Origin of the sequence: Sphingomonas mangrovi (assembly GCF_047975845.1) — a bacterium.
Classification (GTDB): Bacteria; Pseudomonadota; Alphaproteobacteria; order Sphingomonadales; family Sphingomonadaceae; genus Sphingomonas.
In genome coordinates this window covers 24593-44083 of sequence record NZ_JBIUCZ010000018.1, presented here as the reverse complement: position 1 = coordinate 44083, position 19491 = coordinate 24593, and the positions used below count along the sequence as shown (strand labels likewise).

Sequence of the window (19491 nt, the reverse complement as noted above, 5' to 3'; positions counted from 1 at the left end):
CGAGCATTCGACACCCGCGCAGCCCTGGGCTTTCCACGCCGTCCGATCTGCCCCGAAGCGGGAGATTCGCTCCCCCGATTTGAGGGGAGTCATGCGAGCGGCGCATAGCGCCCGGCCGCCGTGCGCACCGCGCTTCGGAGCAGGACCGCGACGAGTTGGGCCTGGCGGTGGGTGCCGGTCTTGGCGAAGATCTGCTTGAGATAGGAGCGCGCGGTCTGTTCGCGCACGTTGAGCGCGATGGCGGCCTCGGTCAGGCAGGCGCCGCTCGCGAGCCGACAGGCGAGCCGCGTCTCGACCGGCGACAGCGCGTAGAGGCGGCAGGCCGGCTCGATCCGGCCGTCGAGGTCCTCGTCCGGGTCGAACAGGAACAGGCTCGCGGCGAGCCACTGCGGCGCGTGCCCCACGCCGTGCGGGACGATCGCGGCGATCAGCGGACGGCCGGCCTTGCGCCGGATCGTCACCACCAGGTCGGCCGGCTGGCTGCGGACGGCATGCGCCATCGCGGCGTGCGACAGCGCGGTCTGGAGCCGCGCGGTGTCGCCCATCCGCTCGGCGCACAGCATCCGGCCGTGGAGATGCACGCCGTCGCAACGCGCCAGGAGCGCACGTGCGGCCGCGTTGACGAAGCGGACGTGCGTCGCGCGATCAAGGAGGATGGCGCCATGCTGGACCGAATCGAGGGCCGCCGCGAAGGTCTGCGCCTTGGCGTGGTTGGCGCGGTCGCTGCGCCACAAGGCGATTGTCGCGCCGATCGCGGAGGCCAGCCCGATCGCGCGGCGGTGCGCCCGTCGCTGCAGCACGCGCGATCCCGGCGCGAACCAGAAGCCGAGCAATATCGCGTCGCCCTCCGCCGCGATTCGCAGCGTGAGCAGCCGCCCGCCGCCCGCCGTCTCGTCGAGCACCGTCCAGATCGGTAGCGCGGGTCCGGCTGCGGGCAGCCGCGCGACGGCCGCCTGCGGGTGGAAGCGGCCGTGCCGCGGATCGCACGCGCCGCCCGCGAACAACAGCCCCGGCAGCCCGTCGGCTTCTGCGGCGGCGAACACACCATCCGCACCGAGGTCGCGCCCGATCCCCTGCACGAAGGCGGCGAGCGCGGTGCTTCCGTTCGAGGCGTCGGCCTCGGCCTCCTTGCGCAGCGGGCGATCGCCGGCTGCGCGTGGGTGCGAGGCCATGTGGACGACCTCGGCCAGGGAACTGACCATCGTATCCTCTCCGTCGCCCCTGCTCGACCCGGCAGAGGGCGACGATAGGACTGCGGTAGCCTGAAGGCCGAGGCGATAAAGCTCCGTCTTGCACCATTCTCCAGTGCCGCCTCTTCCAGTGCCGGCGCTTGATGGCGCGCTCCATCACATCCCACTTGACCCTGACACGATGTGAACCGCTAGCGCTGCGGCACCGCTCGCAACCCGGATTCTCGTCATGCCGACCCGTTCCTTTTTCGACCGCAGAAGCCTGCTGCGGGGCGGCGCACTGGCGGGGGCGGGGCTGGCGCTGCCGAGGTGGCTGCCGGCCTGGGCGCGATCGGGCAGCGCCGGCCTTGCGCCGCTGCCAGCCTTGTCGGGCGAGGACATCGCGCTCACCATCGCCCGCCAGCGGATGACGATCGACGGCCGTCACAGCCATGCGGTCGGCGTCAACGGCACCGTGCCGGCGCCGCTGCTGCGGCTGCGCGAGGGCCAGCGGCTGCGCGTGACCGTGCAGAACGATCTCGACGAACAGAGCTCGATCCACTGGCACGGGCTGCTGCTGCCTGCCGAGATGGACGGCGTACCGGGCGTGTCCTTTCCCGGCATTCCGGCGCGCTCCAGCTTCGTCTACGACTTCCCGATCGTCCAGGCGGGGACCTATTGGTACCACAGCCACTCGGGCATGCAGGAGCAGGAGGGGCTCTACGGCCCGATCGTCATCGATCCCTCCGGGCCGGATCGCATCGCCTTCGACCGCGAGCATGTGCTGGTGCTGTCGGACCACACCGACGGCCATCCCCACCAGGTCTTCCGCCGCCTCAAGCAGCAGGGCGGCTATTTCAACTACCAGAAGCAGACGCTGGCGGGGCTGCTGCGCGGCGAGGACCAGTCGCTCGCCGAGCGGCTGCATTGGGGCGCGATGCGGATGGACCCGACCGACATCGCCGACGTCACCGGCGCGGCCTATCGCTACCTCGTCAACGGCCACGGCGTCGCCGACAACTGGACCGCGCTGTTCCGCCCGGGCGAGCGGGTACGGCTGCGCTTCGTCAACGCCGGGACGATGACCTTCTTCAACATCCGCATCCCCGGGCTGCCGCTGACGATCGTCCAGGCGGACGGGCAGGACGTCCGCCCCGTCACCGTCGACGAATTCCAGATGGGCACGGCCGAGACCTACGACGTGATCGTCACCCCGCCCGACGACCGCGCCTATACGATCGTCGCGGAAAGCATGGACCGATCGGGCATGGCGCGCGCGACGCTCGCGCCGCGGCCCGGAATGACGGCCGAAGTCCCGCCGCTGCGCCGTCGCCCGCTCGCGACGATGAAGGACATGGGGATGGACATGCCGGGCAGCGCCGCCGGCAGCGACGCTGCCGCGCCCGACCACGCCGCGACGGGCCATGCGGGCATGGACCACGCCGCGATGGGCCACGCTGCAATGGGCCACGCGCCTTCGTCCGATCCTGCCGCGGCGCCGGCGCCCGAAAGGCACAGCATGGCGATGCGCGACCCGGCGAACGCGCCCGGCGTGACGATGGGGCCGGGCGTCCAGACGATCGCACCGATGCCGGTCGACCGCACCGACAGCCCTGGCCAGGGCCTCGCTGACGTCGGCCACCGCGTCCTGACCTATCGCGATCTGGTCGCAGTCGATCGCAATCCGGACGTACGCGCGCCCGACCGTTCGCTGGAGATCCACCTCACCGGCAACATGGAACGCTACATGTGGTCGTTCGACGGGGTGAAGCTGAGCGACGCCCGCGAGCCGATCCCGTTCCTCGAAGGCGAGCGCGTGCGCGTGACGCTGGTCAACGACACGATGATGGGCCATCCCATCCATCTCCACGGCCATTTCTTCGAGCTGGTGACCGGCAAGGGCGCGCATGCCCCGCGCAAGCACACGCTGGTCGTCCAGCCCGGCGGCACCGCGACCTTCGACCTCACCGCCGACGCGCTCGGCGACTGGGCGTTCCACTGTCACCTGCTGCTCCACATGCATGCCGGGATGATGCGGGTGGTGGGCGTGCGTCCGCGCGGAGACGCGGCATGATCGCCCCCCTGATCGCGGGCGCCTTGGTGGTGCTCGCGGCACCCGCCGCGGCGCAGACCCCGCACGGCATGGCGATGCCGGACGGCCACGCGCACCATCCTGCGCCGGCCGAGCCCGCCCCGGCGCCACACCGGCATCCCCCAGCGCCCGTCGCCCCCGCCGTCGCGCCGACGCAGCACCGGCACGCGCATCATCCCGCGACGGACACCGGGCCGATGGATCATCCGGCGATGGACCATGCGACGATGGCGCACCCGCCGTCGGAGCCGGACGTGCCGGCCGGCACCGCACTCCCCGCCGGCAACGCGCTCGCGCCGGCGCCGCCCACCGATCATTACGCCGACCGCACCTACGGCGCCGCGGCGATGGCGGAGAGCCGCGCTGCGCTGCGGAGCGACCACGGCGGCGGCGTCTTCTCGCAGGTGACGGTGAACCTCGCCGAAGTCCGGGCGCATCGCGGCCGGGACGGCTATCGCTGGGACGGCGAGGCGTGGCTGGGCGGCGACATCCACCGGCTGACGCTCAAGAGCGAGGGGGAGGGCGCCTTCGGCCGGCGTCCCGAGGCCGCCGAGGTGCAGGCGCTCTACAGCCGCGCGATTGATCCTTATTGGAACCTCCAGGCCGGCGTCCGCTACGACCTGCGGCCCGATCCGTCGCGGGCCTATGCGGTGCTGGGGGTCGAGGGGCTCGCCCCCTATTGGTTCGATGTCGAGGCGGCGCTGTTCGTGTCCGACAAGGGCGACGTGCTCGCCCGCGTCGAGGGCTATCACGACCTGCGCGTCACCCAGCGCTGGATCCTCCAGCCGCGTGCCGAGCTCAACCTCGCCGCGCAGGACATGCCCGCGCAAGGCATCGGCTCGGGGTTGAGCAGCGCCGAGCTGGGGCTGCGGCTGCGCTACGAGATCCGGCGCACGGTCGCACCCTATGTCGGTCTGTCGTGGGAGCGGAAGCTCGGCGAGACCGCGCGCTTCGCCCGCGCCGAAGGGGAGCGGGCGTCGGCGATCAGCCTCGTGCTCGGTATTCGCAGCTGGTTCTGACGCAGCTGGCCCTGGTCCTGGCGCGCCCTGCTGGACAGCGCCGCCGCGGCCGGCGTAGCGCCCGGCCGTGGCGAAGAAACACTATCTGACCGCGACGCTCTCCGACGGCTACGTCAAGACGATCGGCCCCACCGCGATCGCCTTCACCCATTATTGGCGGATCGTCGCCGAACTGGCCAACGGCAAGACCGAGGTGTTTTGGGGACACGCCAAGTCGCTGCGCGAGGCGCGGAGCAAGCAGCAGGCGGCGGTGGAGGCCGCGGCGATGCGCGGCTGGCGCAGCTACGCGTTCGAGGTCGTCGAGCTGGTGCGCGCCGACCGCGCGCACTAGCCGCCGCGCGGTTCCAGCCACCAGTCCTGCCGCCAGCCGCGCAGCTCCGCCACCGCCCGACCCGCCGCGTCGCGCGCCGGGGCGTAGCGGTAGCGCGTCTCGATCAGCCGGCAGGTCGCGGTATCGAGCTCGGCCGACCCGCTCGATCGCGCGATGCGGCACCCGGTCGCGCTCCCGTCGGTGCCGACGGTGAAGCGGACGGTCACGCTCCCCTCTACGCGGGCGCGGCGGGCGGCGCGCGGATAGTCGGAGTCGCGGATGGCGCCGCGCAGCAGGATCGCCCGCCGGCCGCCGCCGCTCCCCGTTCCCGTGCCCCCGGTGCCGCTGCCGGTCCCCTCTCCCACGCCGCCCGCGCCGGTGCCGGGCCCCGGCAGGGGCGCAGCGCCGGCGGCCGCCTCGCTCCCCGTGCCGGCGATCGGCGCCGCCGCGATCGGGGCCGGTACCGGAACTACCGGTGGCGGCGCGACCAGCTCGGTGGGCCGGGCGCGGCGGTTCGCGGGTGCCGCCGCGCCGCGTTCCGGCTGCGGGCGGGGTGCCGGTTCGATTGCCGGGGGCGGGGGCGGTGCAGGCGGCGCGACGTCGAAGGTGCGCAGCGACGGCGTTTCCTGCGGGCCCGGTGCGAACGCCAGCGCGGTGACCAGCGCCAGTCCGACGATGCCGTGCAGCACCGCCACCGCCCCTGCGGCGACGAGGCGCTCGCGGCGCGCCGTCCTCGAACTATAGCCCATCGCCCGCTCGACCGTCCGCGCGGGCCGCCGCGATCAGGGCGTGCCGCCGAGCGGAAGCTTCAGCGTCACCTTCTTCCAGCCCCAGCGCACGACGGAGTCGTCCTCCTCGGCGACCGGCTCGTCGAGCTCGCCCAGCCGCCAGCGCGGGCTCTCGGCGCGCGGTGCCTGCTCGGTCAGCCGCAGGTCGAGCCGGTGCAGGTCGGGCGCGGAAGGACGGGCTGCGCGGACGTCGCGCGATCCCGGTCCCGCCATCGCACCGGTGCCGCTCAGGGCGACCAGAAACAGGGCTGCGGCGACGTTCTTCATGGCGACGGTACGATCCTCGGGAGGCTGTCCGTCGGTAAAGCGCGAGAAACCGGTGTGTTCCGTCGGCGGCGAGAGATGGGTCGAGTCTTCAGCAGGTCCGCGGAGCGCCCGCCGGTCGGCAGGCGAGCACGGTCCACCGATCCGTGCGGCGGACCGTCCGCTGCCGCCATGCCAGGCCGGTGTCGTCAAGAAAGCGCGCGTGGATGCCTTCGGCATGCTGCGCGAAGTCGTAGAAGGTGATGCGGTGGTGGGCGAGCACCAGCGTGCCCCCAGGGCGCAGCCTACGGGCGACGTCCCGCGCCAGCACCGCCATCGCGCGCGGTTCGAGGTAATAGAGCAACTCGGCGATCACGACGGCGTCGTAGCAGGCGCGCGGCGGCGGTGCCGGGGCGACCAGCCGGCTGGCGCGGGCGCGGGGGGCCTGGTTGCGGATCGCCTCGGCGACCAGGCGCGTGCCCTCGCGGGTCGCCTCGGTCGCATCGAGCCGCAGCGCGCGGCGCGCGAGCGAGCGGCTGTTCGAGCCGTTGCCGGCGCCCAGTTCGAGCACCCGCCCGACGACGCTATCGCCCAGCGCGTGGAGGATCGCGGCGCGCTTGACCGCCTCGTCGCGGTCGCTCCACGTCGACCACGGATCGGGGTCGCCGGCGAACTTCGCCTCGAAGCCGGCGAGGCCGATCGCCGTCATGCCAGCACCACGAAGCGCTCGTCCGGGCGCACGAACGCGCGCAGGTGGCGCGGCGTCATGGTGAAGCCGGTCGCGCTGTCGGCGATGGCGCCCGCCTGGGTGCGATAGCTACGGACGACGCGCCGCTTGACCGTCATCGCCGATCCGTCGAGCCGCACGTGCGGCCCCTTCGCCGCGATCCGCGGCTCTGCCGGCCACACGCGGTAGCCGAGCCGATGCGCGCCGCGGCGCGGCAGCTGCCGCAGCGCCGCCGCCACCGCGCGATGGTCGCCGTGCGCGTCGTCGGGCACCGGACCGACGATCAGCTCGGGGGCGGGCATGCGGTGCAGCGCCCGGCCGAGGCTGCGGCGGACGCGCTCGGGCTCCAGCGCGCCGTCGGGCAGGTCGAGGAAACGCACCCGCGACGGCGCCAGCCCCAGCGTCGCCATCGCCCGCAGCGTCTCGCGCCGGCGCGCGCGGATCAGCCGTGCCGGCGGCCAGCTCCGGCTGCCGGGGTGCGAGGCGCCGCCGTCGCTCACCACCGCCACCCAGATCTGCGCGCCGCCGCGGGCGAGCCGGCGCATCAGCGCCCAGGCGCCGATCGTCTCGTCGTCGGGATGCGGCGCCACCACCCAGGCCCGGCGCGCGGCGAACGGATCGCACCTCACAGCGTCGGCGTCAGCAGGCCGGCGGCGACGGCCGCGCCGGTCCGGGTCCGCTGCGCGTCCGGACCCGGCTGGCGGAGATAGACGGCGAGGTCGGCGAGCGTCGCGGCGAGCGGATGGTCGAGGAACATCGCCTGGACCCCCACCGCCGCCTGCGCCAGCATCAGCACCCGCTCGCCCGCCTGATAGACGGCGACGCGGGCGGCGGCGACGCCGGCCAGGGTGCGCTCGACGGCGTCGTCCTGCCAGCCGTGCGCGGCCGCCGCCACGGCATCGGCCGCGCCTTGTGCGGCGAGGAAGAGGTCGGCGAGCCGCACCGCCTGGTGCGGGTCGTCCGCGCGGCCGGCGGCGACGAGATGATCGCGCACCTGGTCGACGACCGCGGCGATCCCGCCGGCCTGCACCGCGGCGAAGCGCAGCGCGCCGCCGCTGAACCACGGCTCGCGGACATAGTCGCCCGGTGCACCGATCGCGGCGGCGGGCGGCAGCGGTGCCGCGTCCCAGCGCACGCGATGCGTCTCCGACCGCTGCATCCCCGTCACCCGCCACCAGCTGCGGTCGATCGCGGGCGGCGCGCCGGCGAGATCGACGAGCAGCAGCTGGCGTCCCCCCTTGGCATCGACGCTGACGAGCGCATGGGTGACGATGCCCGCGCCCGAGGCGAAGGCCTTGCCCCCCGACAGCCGCAGGTCGGCGAGCGTGGCGGGCGCCTCGGGATCGTCGGCGTTCCACACGCCGAACACCGCCCCCTCGCGTGCCGCGGCGTGTGCCGCCGTGCGCTGCGCGGAGGTCCCGTAGCGCGAGACGATCTGGAGCGCGTCGACATGGCCCTCGAACACCCGCCCGAGCGGCAGGTCGTGGCGCCCGACCGCGTAGAGCGTGCGCAGCAGCGCCAGCCGCGCGGCATCGTCACGCGGATCGTCGAACTGCGCCAGTTGCCCGGTGAGCGCGGCGATGTCCGCCCGCTCGATCGTCGCCGTCATGCTGCTCCCCGCCATCCCGATTGTTCCAGCGCCGCGATCGCGCGTTCGGCATGGCCGAGGCCGACCGCTCGCATGCCCCCCGGCGGCGCGCCTACGATCCGCGCGGCAAAGGCTTCGCCGTTGCGGCATTCGGCCGCGACCTGGTCAACTTCTGCGAGCGGCAGGCGCAGTTCGGCCGCCAGCGCGTCATAGCCGCCGGTCCCGTGCAGAAGCCGCGCGTGCGCGTGCATGCGATAGCGCCACGCCTCGTCGTCGGGATGCGCGACCGTCGGCATTCCGCCCGCCGCGTCGAAGGCCGCCAGCGTCGTCGCGAGCCCGCCGCCGGCACGTCCCGCCCGCCGCGCGGAGGTGTGGACGACGACCGCGGCGTCGCGCCGGACGCGAAGACCGGCGCGCGCCGCGGCATCGCCCAGCGCGGCATCCTCGCCGCTCGGCACCGCGGCGAACCCGCCGAGCCGGCGATAGCTTGCCGCGCGCATCGCCAGGCTGGCGCCGCTGGTCCAGTGGTGGCCGGGGTGCGCGTCCCAGGGGACCGGGTCGAGGCTGCGGCGCAGCGCGTGGAGCCGGTCGTAATAGGCCTCGAGCCGGTCCTGCATCGCCGACGGCGCCCCCGGTTGGCGCAGGATCCGCCCCGCGACGACGTCCGCCGCCTTCAGCGCTGACAGATTGGCGGCGATCCAGTCGGGCGCGGGCGCACCGTCGGCGTCGGTCGTCAGCAGGATCCCGTCGCGCGCGACCGTCTCGGCCAGCGCCATCGCCTGTCGGCGGGCGAGGCCGGCGTTGGGCTCGCCGCCACGGTCGCAGCGCGCGCTGCGGATCGGATAGGGCAGACCATCGGCAAGCGACGCCACCCGTTCTGCGCTGGCATCGCGGCAGTTGTCGAAGAACAGGCACAGCGTGAACGCCGGGGCGCCGGTCTGGCGGGCGAGGGCGTCAAGCAGCCCCGGCAGCAGCGCCGCTTCGTCGCGCACCGGCACCGCCACTGCCACGGGGTCCGCTAGGGGCATCGGGCGCGCAGTAGCATGCGCCGGTTCTTGCGGGTTTCCCGTGGCTTTGCAAGCGGATCGCGTGGATGCACGCAAATGGCGTCGCGCCGATCGGAGGCCTCTATCCGTCCGATCCTGCGAGCGGTTAGGGCGCGTGCGGCAGCCTCAGCCCGCCCCGCCGCCGGCATGGACAATGCCGCGTTCCAGCCCGCGCAGCTCGGCGAGCCCGCGCATCCGCCCGAGCAGCGAATAGCCCGGCAGCGTCTGCTTCGTCAGGTCGTCGAGCATCTGGTGGCCGTGATCGGGCCGCATCGGGATCGACCGCCCTTCGCGCCGTTGCAGCGCGTGGATCGCGGCGACCAGCGCGGCCATGCCGGCGTCGCCCTCCAGATGCGCCGCCTCGTGGAAGCCGCCTTCGCCCTCGCGCCGCACCGAGCGGAGGTGGAGGAAGCCGATGCGCTCGCCCAGCCGCTCGATCATGCCGGGCAGGTCGTTGTCGGCGCGCACGCCGAACGATCCCGCGCAGAAGCACAGCCCGTTCGACCGGTTGGGGACGGCGCGGAACAGCGCCGCGACGTCCGCCTCGGTGCTGACCACGCGCGGCAGCCCGAACAGCGGGAAGGGCGGGTCGTCGGGATGGACGACCAGCTGGATGCCGAGTTCGTCGGCCAGCGGGCACACCGCCTCCAGAAATGCGACGTGGTTGGCGCGCAGCGCCTCGGCGTCGATGCCGTCGTACTGCGCCAGCGCGTCGCGGAACCGCTCGGCGGTGAAGGTCTCCTCGCTGCCCGGCAGCCCGGCGATGATCGTGCGTTCGAGCCGGGTGCGCTCGGCATCGTCCATCCCGTGGAAGCGCCGCGCGGCACGCTCGACCAGGGCCGGGGGATAGTCGCTTTCCGCCCCTGGCCGCCGCAGCATGTGGAGGTCGTAGGCGGCGACCGCCTCGATCTCGAAGCGCAGCGCCAGCGCCCCGTCGGGCAGTTCCCAGGCGAGGTCGGTGCGCGTCCAGTCGAGCACCGGCATGAAGTTGTAGGTGACGGTGCGGATGCCGCACGCCGCCAGATTGGCGAGGCTCTGGCGGTAGTTGTCGACCAGCGCCTCCCAACCGGCGCCGCGCGTCTTGATCGCCTCGTCGACCGGCAGGCTCTCGACCACCGACCAGCCGAGCCCGGCCGCCTCGATCGCCTGCCGCCGCGCCGCGATCGCCGCCTGGGGCCAGACCTCGCCGTTGGCGATCTCGTGCAGCGCGGTCACCACCTCGCGTGCGCCCGCCTGGCGGATGTCGCGCAGGCCCACCGGATCCGATGGGCCGAACCAGCGCATCGTTTCGGTCATCAACACCACTGTCTGCCCTCTCCGGCCGTCTGGGCCTACTGCGCCGTTCGGCATCGTCGTCGCTCGATCATCTGATAATTGCGCAAGGCCGGGACAAGGGGCGGGGAAGTCCCCCATCCCGGCGCTCAGAACTGGAAATTGACCGCCAGGGCGAAGGTGCGCCCGAAATAGGCGGTATAGAGCGGGTCCTTGCGCGTCGTGTCGGTGTAGAGGCGATTGGTCTCGTTGGTGATGTTCGACACCTCGGCGATCAGCTTGATGTGGTCGCTCAGGTTGTACGAGGCGGAGGCGTCGACGAAGATCGAGCTCGCGTTGCCGTTCGCGTCGCTGTCGGTCGGCCCGGGGATGCCGGTGAGGAACGCCGAGCGATAGTTCACCGTCGACCGGATGCTGAACTTCGCATCCTCGTAATAGAGCGTGCCGCTGGCGGTTTCGGGTGACAGGCCGACGAGCGGCGCGGTGCGGGTGAGCGTCGGCGAAATGATATAGTCGATGTTCGAGCGGACGCGGGTGAAGTTGGCGAGCAGGCCGAAGTTGCTGAGCGCGCCGGGCAGGAAGCGGAAAGGCAGCTGGAGGTTCACCTCGAACCCGCGCAGCGGTCCGCCGTCGGTGTTGTTGCTGCGCGTCACGCTGAACAGCTCGTCGGGCGTCACCCCGGTGCCGGTGCCCGTGAGCAGCGACAGCGGCAGCCCCAGATCGCGGAAGGGGACCAGCTGGTTGGTGTTCTGGATATAAGTCTCGATATCCTTGTAGAAATAGGCGACCGACAGCAGCGATCCCGGCGCGAAATACCATTCGAGCGAGGCGTCGAAGGTGTTGGCGCGGATCGGGTCGAGATAGGGATTGTTGATCGACGCGGTGCGGATGACGATGTTGGCGCTGCCGCTGGGGATCAGCTGTCCGTAGGACGGGCGCGACATCACCCGCGCCGCCGAAAAGCGCGCGATGAGCTCGGGCGTGACGTCGAGCGCCAGGTTCATCGACGGCAGCCAATCCTCGTACGACCGCGCCACCGTCGAGATCAGGTAGGTCGACGGGTAGGGCGAGCCCGCGGGTGCGGCCACCGGGATGCCGCCGTAGGTGTCGAGATTGGTGTGGACGTAGCGGACGCCCGCGTCGCCGCGCAGGGCGAAGGGCAGGATATTCTCCGTGTCGAACTTCACCATCAGATAGCCGGAGGCGTATTTCTCGTTGACGCCGCCATAGGCGCCGCGGGCGCATTCGACGTTGCAATATTGGTAGCTGTCGAAGTTCACCGCGCTGCGGAACTTGTCCGGGTCGATCGCGAGGAAATCCTGCATCTGCCCGTTGAGGTTCTTGCCCACGCCCTTCGTCACGAAGGTGATGTCGGCGAGCGACACGCCCGCCGGCAGCATCTGCGGCAAGGATTGGGCGGGGACCAGCTGGCGTTCGCGGGCGGTGTATTTGTTGGTGCGATACTGGCCGCCCAGCTGCACCGTGAAGTCCGGCGCCGCCTCCCACTCGCCGTTCAGCTCGAAGGTCTTGCTGACGATGGTGTTGCGGCGGATGAAGTTGGAGATCTGGCCCTGCTGCGTGCCGTCGGGCAGCGGCGGGCCGTAGCGGAAGTTCGCCGGATCGGTGAGGTCGATGCCGTAGCCGATGGTCGGCAGGTCCGGGTCGTCGCGGAAGTCGATCGAGAAATCGTCGGTGTCGTTGGCGTCCATCGCCACCTGCAGGCGATCGACGTCGAGCCTGGAATCGTTGATGCCGGCGAGGCCGAAAAGCCGGAAGCTGTCCGAGAAGCGGTGGTCGAAGTTGAGGTTCACCTGGCGGAAGGTCGAGGTGAAATGCTCGTCCTGCATTTCCGATCGCAGGTCGACGCCGTCCCACAGGCCGTGGATCAGCGATCCGTTCTCGTCGACCTCGATGTCGCGGATCGACATCATCGGCTGGCCGTTGTTCGACGCGGTGCGGCCCATCGAGCGCGCGTCGAGCATCGTGTCGAGTCGGTCGACCTTGAAGCGCGAATAGAGCCCGTCGATCGAAATGTCGGTCGCGTCGCTCGGCTTCCATTGCAGCGTCAGCGATCCGGCGAGGCGCTGCTGCTCCTGGCTGTTCTTTACCGGGCGTGGCAGCCGCGGCAGGAACACGCCGCCGCCGGGGCGCCCGGACACGCCGGTGCGGCTCATGATATAGTCATAGGCTTCCTGCGTGCTGGTGCGCGGGTTGCCGGTGCTGCAGTTGTTGGCGTCGGCACCCACCGGGTTGCCGCTGTTGGCATAGCCGGGTGCCGGGCTCGACACCGGCACGCCGCCGAAGGTGTAGCCGACGGGCGTGCAATAGGGGAACAGGATGCTGGTCGGCCCGCTCGCGCCGGGCAGCGTCACCGACTGCGCCTGGCCCGCGACGTAGGAGGGCAGGACGTCGACCGCCGAATAGGCGTATTCGTCGATGTGGCGGTTCGAATAGGCGATGCTGCCGAGCACGCCGAAACGGTCGCCGAACTTCTTGGAGACGAGCGCCGACAGCCGCGGATCGACCTCCTTGGCGATGTCGCCATAGATGCCGCGCGCGGTGCCGGAGAAGACGAAGTCGTCCTTCTGGTCGAACGGCTTGGGCGCGCGCAGGTCGACCGTGGCGCCCAGCGATCCTTCCTCGACGTCGGCGGACAGCGTCTTGCGCACCGACAGGCTGGAGAAGATCTCGGTCGGGAAGGTGACGAAGTCGAACGAGCGGCCCGAGGCGACACCGCCGCGGATGTCGCTGCCGCTGACCTGCGACACGCCTTCCATGCCGTTGATCCGCACGCGGGTGAACTGCGATCCGAGCCCGCGCACCGAGATGTTGCGTCCCTCGCCCCCGTCGCCGCGCGACAGCGCCACGCCGGGGATGCGCTGCATCGACTCGGCCAGGTTGGAGTCGGGGAACTTGCCGATATCCTCGGCGACGATGCTGTCGACCGCGGCGGTTTCCTGCCGCTTGAGCGCGAGCGCGTTGTCGAGCGCGGCGCGGAAGCCGGTGACGATGATGTTACCCTCGGAAGTCGCCTCCTCGGACGGTGCGTCCTGCGGCGCCGTCCCGGCGGCAGACGGCTCAGCGGCGGGCGGGGCGCTCGTCTGCGCGGCGGCGGGTGGCGTGATCGCCAGCCCCAGGACGCTTGCGGAAAACAGCAGCCGACGCTTGGTTCGGTCGCAACCCATATCCCCTCTCCCGATGGACCCGGGGGCGCAGGCGCTGCCGCCCGGGATCAGCCTGCCGACACTCTTCGTTGTCTGACAGGTCAGGTATCATCGCGCAGGATGCATGACAATAGCGTCTTACATATCGGCCAGTCTGCTGGGCCGGTGGGTCAGGCCGGGTGCGCAGGACGTGCGACATCGCACGCCCGTGTCGCCACGAGCGCCCGAGAGTTATTTACGAAAAGGGGAGTGGTCAGCCCGAGGGAAGAGCCCGACTACCCGTCGGTTCAGACCGAGCGGCGGGCGAGGGCGCGGCGGCGCTGGTCGGTTTCGGCGCGGGCGCGCTCGACGGCTTCGGTCTCGGTGACGTCGAGCAGGTGGTCGATCACGCGGGCGAGGTGGTCGCGCATCGCGTTGCGCGCATCCACCGGCGACCGCGCTTCCAGCGCGTTCAGGATACGGCCGTGTTCGGCGAGGCGGTTCTCCGTACCCAGGCTGCCGGCCTTGAGCAGCACCTCGCGCGCGAGTGGCGAGCGGAAGCGCATGTCCCAGAAGTCGGTGACGGCCGAAATGATCACCGCATTGCCCGTCGCTTCGGCGATCGCGATGTGGAAGCGGCGGTCGGCGTCCTCGGCGATGCTGGTGTCGTCCGCGTCCATCCGCGCGAGCAGCCCACGCAGTTCGGCAAGCTGCGCCTCGGTGATCTCGGTCGCGGCGACCGCGGCGACTTCGCCTTCCAGCAGTCGGCGCGCCTCGGTGATCTCGAACGCGCCGATGTCGAGCGCCTCGTCGACCTCCACCGTGGAGGAGGCGAGCACGAACACGCCCGATCCCTTGCGCGCCTCGACCAGCCCCTGCATCTCCAGCGCGATCATCGCCTCGCGCACGGTCGGGCGGCTGACCTGGAACCGCTCGGTCAGGTCGCGCTCGGCGGGGAGCCGCGTGCCCACCGGATACACGCCGTTGGCGATGTCGGTGATGATGGCCTGCGCGATCCTGCTGTAGAGTTTGCCACCGCCGTCCGCCGCTCGCATGCGCTTCCTCGTCTCGATCCTGCAGGGCCGCCCCGCCTTGCCTCTCCTTCGCCTTGTCCGCGCCGCCGTCAACCCTGCCCGGGAAATGCGAAGCGCAATGTCTGACAGGCACTTGCATGTGGCCCGACCAGATTTTATGGCTGGGGACAAGGATCGACCGGCACGGACCGGCGACAGGCTGGCGCGGCCGCTGCCGCGCTCCGGGATGAGGAGAAGCGCCATGGTCTGGCGGATCGCATTTCTGGTGTTCGCGTCGCTGCCGCTGGCGGGCGCCGCCCCGCCGCTTGCCGCACCCGCGCAGCAGGCGGAGCCCTGGCAGGACCTCACCCCGCGCGACGTGCTGGCCGGCTGGCATCGCAACGGCGGGCAGGCGCGCTTCGAGGTGCAGGAAGGCGAACTGGTCGGCCGCGCCGCGCCGGGGTCGGAGAACAGCTGGCTGGTGTCCGACGCCCGCTACGGCGATTTCATCCTCGAATTCGATGCCAAGACCGATCCGTCGCTCAACTCCGGCGTGATGATCCGCGGCCAGAGCCGCCCCGACTATCGCAACGGCGTCGTCCACGGCTACCAGGCCGAGATCGACCCGTCGCCGCGCGGCTGGAGCGGCGGCATCTACGACGAGCAGCGGCGCCAGTGGCTCTACACGCTCGGCCGCAACGACGCGGCGCGGCGCGCCTTCCGGTCGGGCGACTGGAACCACTATCGGGTCGAGGCGATCGGCCCGCGGCTGCGCACCTGGGTCAACGGCGTGCCCGCCGCCGACGTCGTCGACGACACCGACGCGCGTGGTTTCCTCGCCTTCCAGGTCCACGCCATTCCCGACGCGAGCCGCCAGCCCGAGGTGCGCTTCCGCAACGTCCGCATCCTCACCGAGAACCCGGCGCGCTACGCGCTGCCCGCGACGGCGATCGAGCAGCAGGGCTGGCTGAGCAACCGGCTGAGCGACGCCGAGCGCAGCGCCGGCTGGCGGCTGCTGTGGGACGGTCGCACCACCGCCGGCTGGCGCGGCGTCCAGGCAGCGGGCGTTCCGAAGGGGTGGACGATCGCCGACGGCGTGCTCTCGGTCACCGGTGGCGGCGGTGATCTGGTGACGACGCGCGACTATCGCGATTTCGAGCTGTCGGTCGATTTCCGCCTGACGCCGGGCGCCAACAGCGGCATCAAATACGCGCTCGATCCCGCCAAGCTGAAGGCCGGCACCGCGCTGGGCCTGGAATATCAGCTGCTCGACGACGCGCGCCATCCCGATGCCAAGATGGGCCGCCACGGCAACCGCACCTTGGGGTCGCTCTACGACCTGATCCCCGCGCGCAACCTGTCCGACCCGGCGAGCCCGGGCAAGCGGGTCAATCCTCCCGGCGAGTGGAACCGCGCGCGGCTGATCGTCCGCGGCGCCCATGTCGAGCATTGGCTCAACGGCTTCAAGCTGGTCGAATACGAGCGCGGCAAGCCGGGATTCCGCGCGCTCGTGGCGCAAAGCAAATATGCCGGCAATCCCGGCTTCGGCGAGGCGATGCAAAGCCCGATCCTGCTTCAGGATCACGGCGACCGTGTCGACTTCCGCTCGATCAAGCTGCGCGAACTGAAGGGGGAAAAGTAATGCTGGACCGTCGCACGATGTTGGGGGGCGCGGGCGCGACGCTCGGGCTGGCGATGAGCGCGCGCAGCTATGCGCGGATCAAGGGCGCCAACGACCGGCTGCGCGTGGCGGTGGTCGGGGTGAACGGCCGCGGCCAGGCGCACATGAGCGCCTTTTCCAAGCTGCCCAACGTTGCCGTCACCGATTTCGTCGACGTCGATTCGCAGGTGCTCGCCAAGCGCGCAGCCGAGTTCGCCGCCCGCCGCAATCCGGCGCCCCGGACCGAGCGCGACTATCGCCGGCTGCTCGATCGCAAGGACGTCGACATCGTCACCGTGGCGACCCCCGATCACTGGCATGCCAAGCTCGGCTGCGATGCGATGGATGCCGGCCGCCACGTCTATCTCGAAAAGCCGATCGGCATCGCCCCGGCCGAGGGCGAGGCGCTGGTCGCGGTGCAGGCGCGCACCGGCCGCCAGCTTCAGGTCGGCAACCAGCAGCGGTCGAGCCGCGAGACCCAACAGCTCGCCGAACTGATCCGCGCGGGCGAGCTGGGCGACATCTACGAGGCACAGACCTGGTACGCCAACAACCGCGGGTCGATCGGTCGCGGCCGCGAAGTCCCGCCGCCGCCGAACCTCGACTGGGATCTGTGGCAGGGGCCGCGCCCGCGCGGGCCCTATCGCTCCAACCTCGTGCCCTACAACTGGCACTGGTTCTGGAAGTACGGCACTGGCGAGATCTGCAACAACGCCATGCACGAGCTCGACGTCGCGCGCTGGCTGATGGGGCTGCGCTACCCGAACAAGGTGTCCGCCCGCGGCGCGCGGCGCTTCTATCAGGGCGACGATTGGGAGATGTACGACTCGCTCGCGCTCGACCTCGTCTACGACGGCGATCGGACGATCCGCTGGGACGGCAACAGCTGCAACGGCATGCCGCGCTACGGCCGCGGGCGCGGGGTGCTGCTGCTCGGCACCAAGGGATCGGCGGTGGTCGATCGCAACGGCTTCGAGCTGTACGACCTCGCCGGCAAGTCGATCCGCACCGTTGCGGCGCCGGCCAGCTCGGAGACGACCGGCACGGTGGGCGAGGGGGCGCTCGACGTCTACCACGCCGGCAACTTCGTCGACGTGATCCGCGGCCGGGCGAAGGCGCTCGCTTCGCCGATCGCCGAGGGGCATGTCAGCACCACGCTCTGCCACCTCGGCAACATGGCCTACCGCACCGGCGAGCTGCTGACGATCGACCCCGCCACCGGCAAGCCGACGAGCGCCGAAGCGCGCAAGCTGTGGTCGGTCGCCTACGAGCCCGGATGGGAGATCAAGGCTTGACCCTCGCGCCGGTACGGGCGAAGGTCGAGCGGTTTGCGGCGATGGGGACCCGGGTCGAGCTGCACCGCTTCGGCCCGGGTGCGGACGATGCGCTGGCGCAGGCACGCCGCGCGGTGGCGGCGGTCGACGACGCGCTGACCATCCACCGCCGCTCGCCCGTCACCATGCTCAACGCGCAGCTGCTCGCCGGGCGCCGCGCCGCGATCGACGATCCGCTGCTGTTCGATGCGCTGGTCGAGGTTGCGGCGGCGCACCGGCGGACGCTGGGGCTGTTCGATCCCGCCGCAGACCGCGGCACCGGCGCGACCTGGGGCGCGATCGCCTTCGATCCCGACGGCGCATGGCTGGAGGCCTCGCGCCCGCTCGCGCTGGATTTCGGCGGGTTCGGCAAGGGCTTCGCGCTCGATCGCGCCGGCGCGGCGCTGCGGGCGGCGGGCGTCACCTCGGCATGCCTGTCGGCGGGCGAGAGCTCGCTCGCGGTGGTCGGCGAGCATCCGCTCGGCGGCGGCTGGCCGTTCGCGGTGCCGCATCCGCTGGCGCCGGAGCGCAGCCTCGTCGAGCTCGAGCTGCTCGACCAGTCGCTGTCGATCTCGGCGACCGTCGGCGCGGGCGTCGATGCGCCGGAGCGCGCCGCGATGATCCGCCCGAGCGACGGCGCGATCGTCACCGGCGCCTGCTGCACCGTAGCGGTCGAGCGCACCGGCGCGCGGGCCGAGGCGATGAGCACCGCGCTGCTCGTCGCCGATGTCGAGCGCGCCGACCGGCTGCGCGCTGGTGCGCCTGACCGCCGCCTCCGCTTTTGCTTCGCGCGCCCGTCGGCGGCGTCTCCCTCTTCGAACAGGATGCAGGTGCAATGACCCAGGATTTCGACCTGACGCGGCGATCGTTCCTCGATCGCGTGCTGGCCGCTACCGCAGCGACGGGTGTGGCGGCGGCGGCGCCGTGGGCGGCGTTCGCGGCGGGGGCGGACCCGAAGCCGGGCGATCGCCTCCGGCTGGGGGTGATCGGCACCGGCGACCGCGGCCGCGCCCTGATCCAGAACATCGCCAAGACCCGCAACTGCACCGTCGCGGCGGTGTGCGACAACTATGCGCCCAACCTGGCGAAGGGCCGCGCGCTGGTCGCGGCGACCGTGCCGGCGTTCACCGATCATCGTGCGATGCTCGACGCGGGCGGGCTCGATGCGGTGGTGGTGGCGACGCCGCTCAACTTCCACGCGCGCCACAGCTTCGACGGTTTCGACGCCGGGCTGCACGTCTGGTGCGAAAAGGCGATGGCGCGCACCATCGCCGACTGCGGCGCGATGGTGAAGCGCGCGCAGAGCAGCCGCAAGCTGCTGCAGATCGGTCACCAGCGCATGTTCCACCCGACCTATCTCAACGCGCTGAAGCGGGTGAAGGCGGGCGACATCGGCACCATCACCCAGATCCGCGCGAGCTGGCACCGCAACAACAGCTGGCGCCGCAAGGTCCCGCCCGGCAGGGACCTGGAGCGCAAAATCAACTGGCGGCTCTACCGCGAAAGCTCGGCCGGGCTGATGACCGAGCTGGCGACCCACCAGCTCCAGGTCGGCAACTGGTTCCTCGACGGCGTGCCGGAGCGGGTGATCGGGTCGGGCAGCATTTGCTTCTGGAAGGACGGACGCGAGGTCTACGACCATGTCGCGCTGGTCTACGAATATTCGGGCGGCCGCAAATTCGTGTATACCTCGCTGCTCAACAACGCGCGCTACGGGTGCGAGGAGCAGATCCAGGGGAGCACGGGAACGATCGAGCCGGAGCTGGGGCGCATCTATGCCGAGGTGCCGCCCAAGGCGCTCGCGCTCGAGCGGATGAAGCAGGACGTCCAGCGCGGGCACAAGCGCACCGTCCCGATCGGCGGCGCGACGTGGTTCCCCGAGCTTCCGGTCACCACCCCCGGCGAGTCGCTCGGCTGGGGCGAGTATGACGAGACGATGCTCCAGTTCGAGGCGTTCGGCGAATCGGTGCGCAGCGGCACGCCGATCCCGGGGCTGCTGCGCCAGGCCTATTGGGCCAGCGTCGCCTCGCTCTTGGGCGAGCAGGCGATGGACCGCGGCGAGGCGATGCGCTGGCCCAAGGACCTGGTCGAAATCTGAAGAGGGGAAG

17 protein-coding genes are annotated in these 19491 nt (G+C 71.5%); 7 read left to right on the top strand and 10 right to left on the bottom strand.

Annotated elements, in window-relative coordinates; translation table 11 throughout:
- Window positions 1–89: 89 nt before the first annotated feature.
- A complete protein-coding gene (locus tag ACBY01_RS10335; protein ID WP_416460746.1) occupies window positions 90–1202 on the bottom strand; it encodes a helix-turn-helix transcriptional regulator in 1113 nt (370 codons plus the stop codon).
- A 217-nt stretch (window positions 1203–1419) separates the two neighbouring features.
- Between ACBY01_RS10335 and ACBY01_RS10330 the strand changes: the two genes are divergently transcribed.
- The 3 genes from ACBY01_RS10330 to ACBY01_RS10320 all read left to right on the top strand — a co-directional run bounded on the left by ACBY01_RS10330 (window position 1420) and on the right by ACBY01_RS10320 (window position 4611).
- Window positions 1420–3243 (top strand): copper resistance system multicopper oxidase, encoded by a 1824-nt coding sequence (locus tag ACBY01_RS10330; RefSeq protein ID WP_416460745.1) that lies wholly within the window; start codon window positions 1420–1422, stop codon window positions 3241–3243.
- On the top strand, window positions 3240–4280 hold the full coding sequence (locus ACBY01_RS10325) for a copper resistance protein B (protein WP_416460744.1): 1041 nt from the start codon (window positions 3240–3242) through the stop codon (window positions 4278–4280). Before ACBY01_RS10330 ends, ACBY01_RS10325 begins: the two co-directional genes overlap by 4 nt.
- A 67-nt stretch (window positions 4281–4347) precedes the next feature.
- Window positions 4348–4611 carry a hypothetical protein gene (locus ACBY01_RS10320; protein ID WP_416460743.1) on the top strand — a complete coding sequence of 88 codons (264 nt, stop codon included), beginning with the start codon at window positions 4348–4350 and terminating at the stop codon, window positions 4609–4611.
- Here the strand turns inward: ACBY01_RS10320 and ACBY01_RS10315 are convergent.
- The 9 genes from ACBY01_RS10315 to ACBY01_RS10275 form a co-directional block, all read right to left on the bottom strand.
- Window positions 4608–5339, bottom strand: coding sequence for an energy transducer TonB (locus ACBY01_RS10315; RefSeq protein ID WP_416460742.1), 732 nt, complete (start codon window positions 5337–5339; stop codon window positions 4608–4610). The genes ACBY01_RS10320 and ACBY01_RS10315 overlap by 4 nt on opposite strands.
- Window positions 5340–5372: 33 nt before the next feature.
- Window positions 5373–5645 carry a hypothetical protein gene (locus ACBY01_RS10310; RefSeq protein WP_416460740.1) on the bottom strand — a complete coding sequence of 91 codons (273 nt, stop codon included), beginning with the start codon at window positions 5643–5645 and terminating at the stop codon, window positions 5373–5375.
- Between the two features lie 88 nt (window positions 5646–5733).
- Window positions 5734–6330, bottom strand: a complete 597-nt coding sequence (locus ACBY01_RS10305) for a class I SAM-dependent methyltransferase (RefSeq protein WP_416460739.1) — start codon at window positions 6328–6330, stop codon at window positions 5734–5736.
- On the bottom strand, window positions 6327–6977 hold the full coding sequence (locus ACBY01_RS10300; protein WP_416460738.1) for a PIG-L deacetylase family protein: 651 nt from the start codon (window positions 6975–6977) through the stop codon (window positions 6327–6329). The genes ACBY01_RS10305 and ACBY01_RS10300 overlap by 4 nt, the downstream gene beginning before the upstream one ends.
- Complete coding sequence (locus ACBY01_RS10295; protein ID WP_416460737.1) at window positions 6974–7957, bottom strand: acyl-CoA dehydrogenase; 984 nt, start codon at window positions 7955–7957, stop codon at window positions 6974–6976. Before ACBY01_RS10295 ends, ACBY01_RS10300 begins: the two co-directional genes overlap by 4 nt.
- Window positions 7954–8964, bottom strand: a complete 1011-nt coding sequence (locus ACBY01_RS10290; RefSeq protein ID WP_416460736.1) for a glycosyltransferase family 2 protein — start codon at window positions 8962–8964, stop codon at window positions 7954–7956. The genes ACBY01_RS10295 and ACBY01_RS10290 overlap by 4 nt, the downstream gene beginning before the upstream one ends.
- Window positions 8965–9108: 144 nt before the next feature.
- Window positions 9109–10278 (bottom strand): mannonate dehydratase, encoded by a 1170-nt coding sequence (uxuA, locus tag ACBY01_RS10285; RefSeq protein ID WP_416460735.1) that lies wholly within the window; start codon window positions 10276–10278, stop codon window positions 9109–9111.
- 125 nt (window positions 10279–10403) lie between these two features.
- The gene (locus ACBY01_RS10280) at window positions 10404–13439 is read right to left on the bottom strand and encodes a TonB-dependent receptor (RefSeq protein ID WP_416460734.1); all 3036 of its coding nucleotides are present in this window, start codon (window positions 13437–13439) and stop codon (window positions 10404–10406) included.
- Window positions 13440–13705: 266 nt separating this feature from the next.
- Window positions 13706–14452 carry a FadR/GntR family transcriptional regulator gene (locus tag ACBY01_RS10275; protein WP_416460733.1) on the bottom strand — a complete coding sequence of 249 codons (747 nt, stop codon included), beginning with the start codon at window positions 14450–14452 and terminating at the stop codon, window positions 13706–13708.
- A 220-nt stretch (window positions 14453–14672) separates the two neighbouring features.
- Here ACBY01_RS10275 and ACBY01_RS10270 point away from each other — a divergent pair, with 220 nt between their 5' ends.
- From ACBY01_RS10270 to ACBY01_RS10255, 4 genes are read left to right on the top strand one after another with little or no spacing between them, the layout of a single operon-like run.
- The gene (locus ACBY01_RS10270; protein ID WP_416460732.1) at window positions 14673–16052 is read left to right on the top strand and encodes a 3-keto-disaccharide hydrolase; all 1380 of its coding nucleotides are present in this window, start codon (window positions 14673–14675) and stop codon (window positions 16050–16052) included.
- Window positions 16052–17365: a Gfo/Idh/MocA family protein gene (locus tag ACBY01_RS10265; RefSeq protein WP_416460730.1), complete on the top strand. Its 1314-nt coding sequence runs from the start codon at window positions 16052–16054 to the stop codon at window positions 17363–17365. Before ACBY01_RS10270 ends, ACBY01_RS10265 begins: the two co-directional genes overlap by 1 nt.
- The gene (locus ACBY01_RS10260) at window positions 17362–18222 is read left to right on the top strand and encodes an FAD:protein FMN transferase (RefSeq protein WP_416460729.1); all 861 of its coding nucleotides are present in this window, start codon (window positions 17362–17364) and stop codon (window positions 18220–18222) included. Before ACBY01_RS10265 ends, ACBY01_RS10260 begins: the two co-directional genes overlap by 4 nt.
- Window positions 18219–19481, top strand: a complete 1263-nt coding sequence (locus ACBY01_RS10255) for a Gfo/Idh/MocA family protein (RefSeq protein ID WP_416460728.1) — start codon at window positions 18219–18221, stop codon at window positions 19479–19481. Before ACBY01_RS10260 ends, ACBY01_RS10255 begins: the two co-directional genes overlap by 4 nt.
- Window positions 19482–19491: the final 10 nt, after the last annotated feature.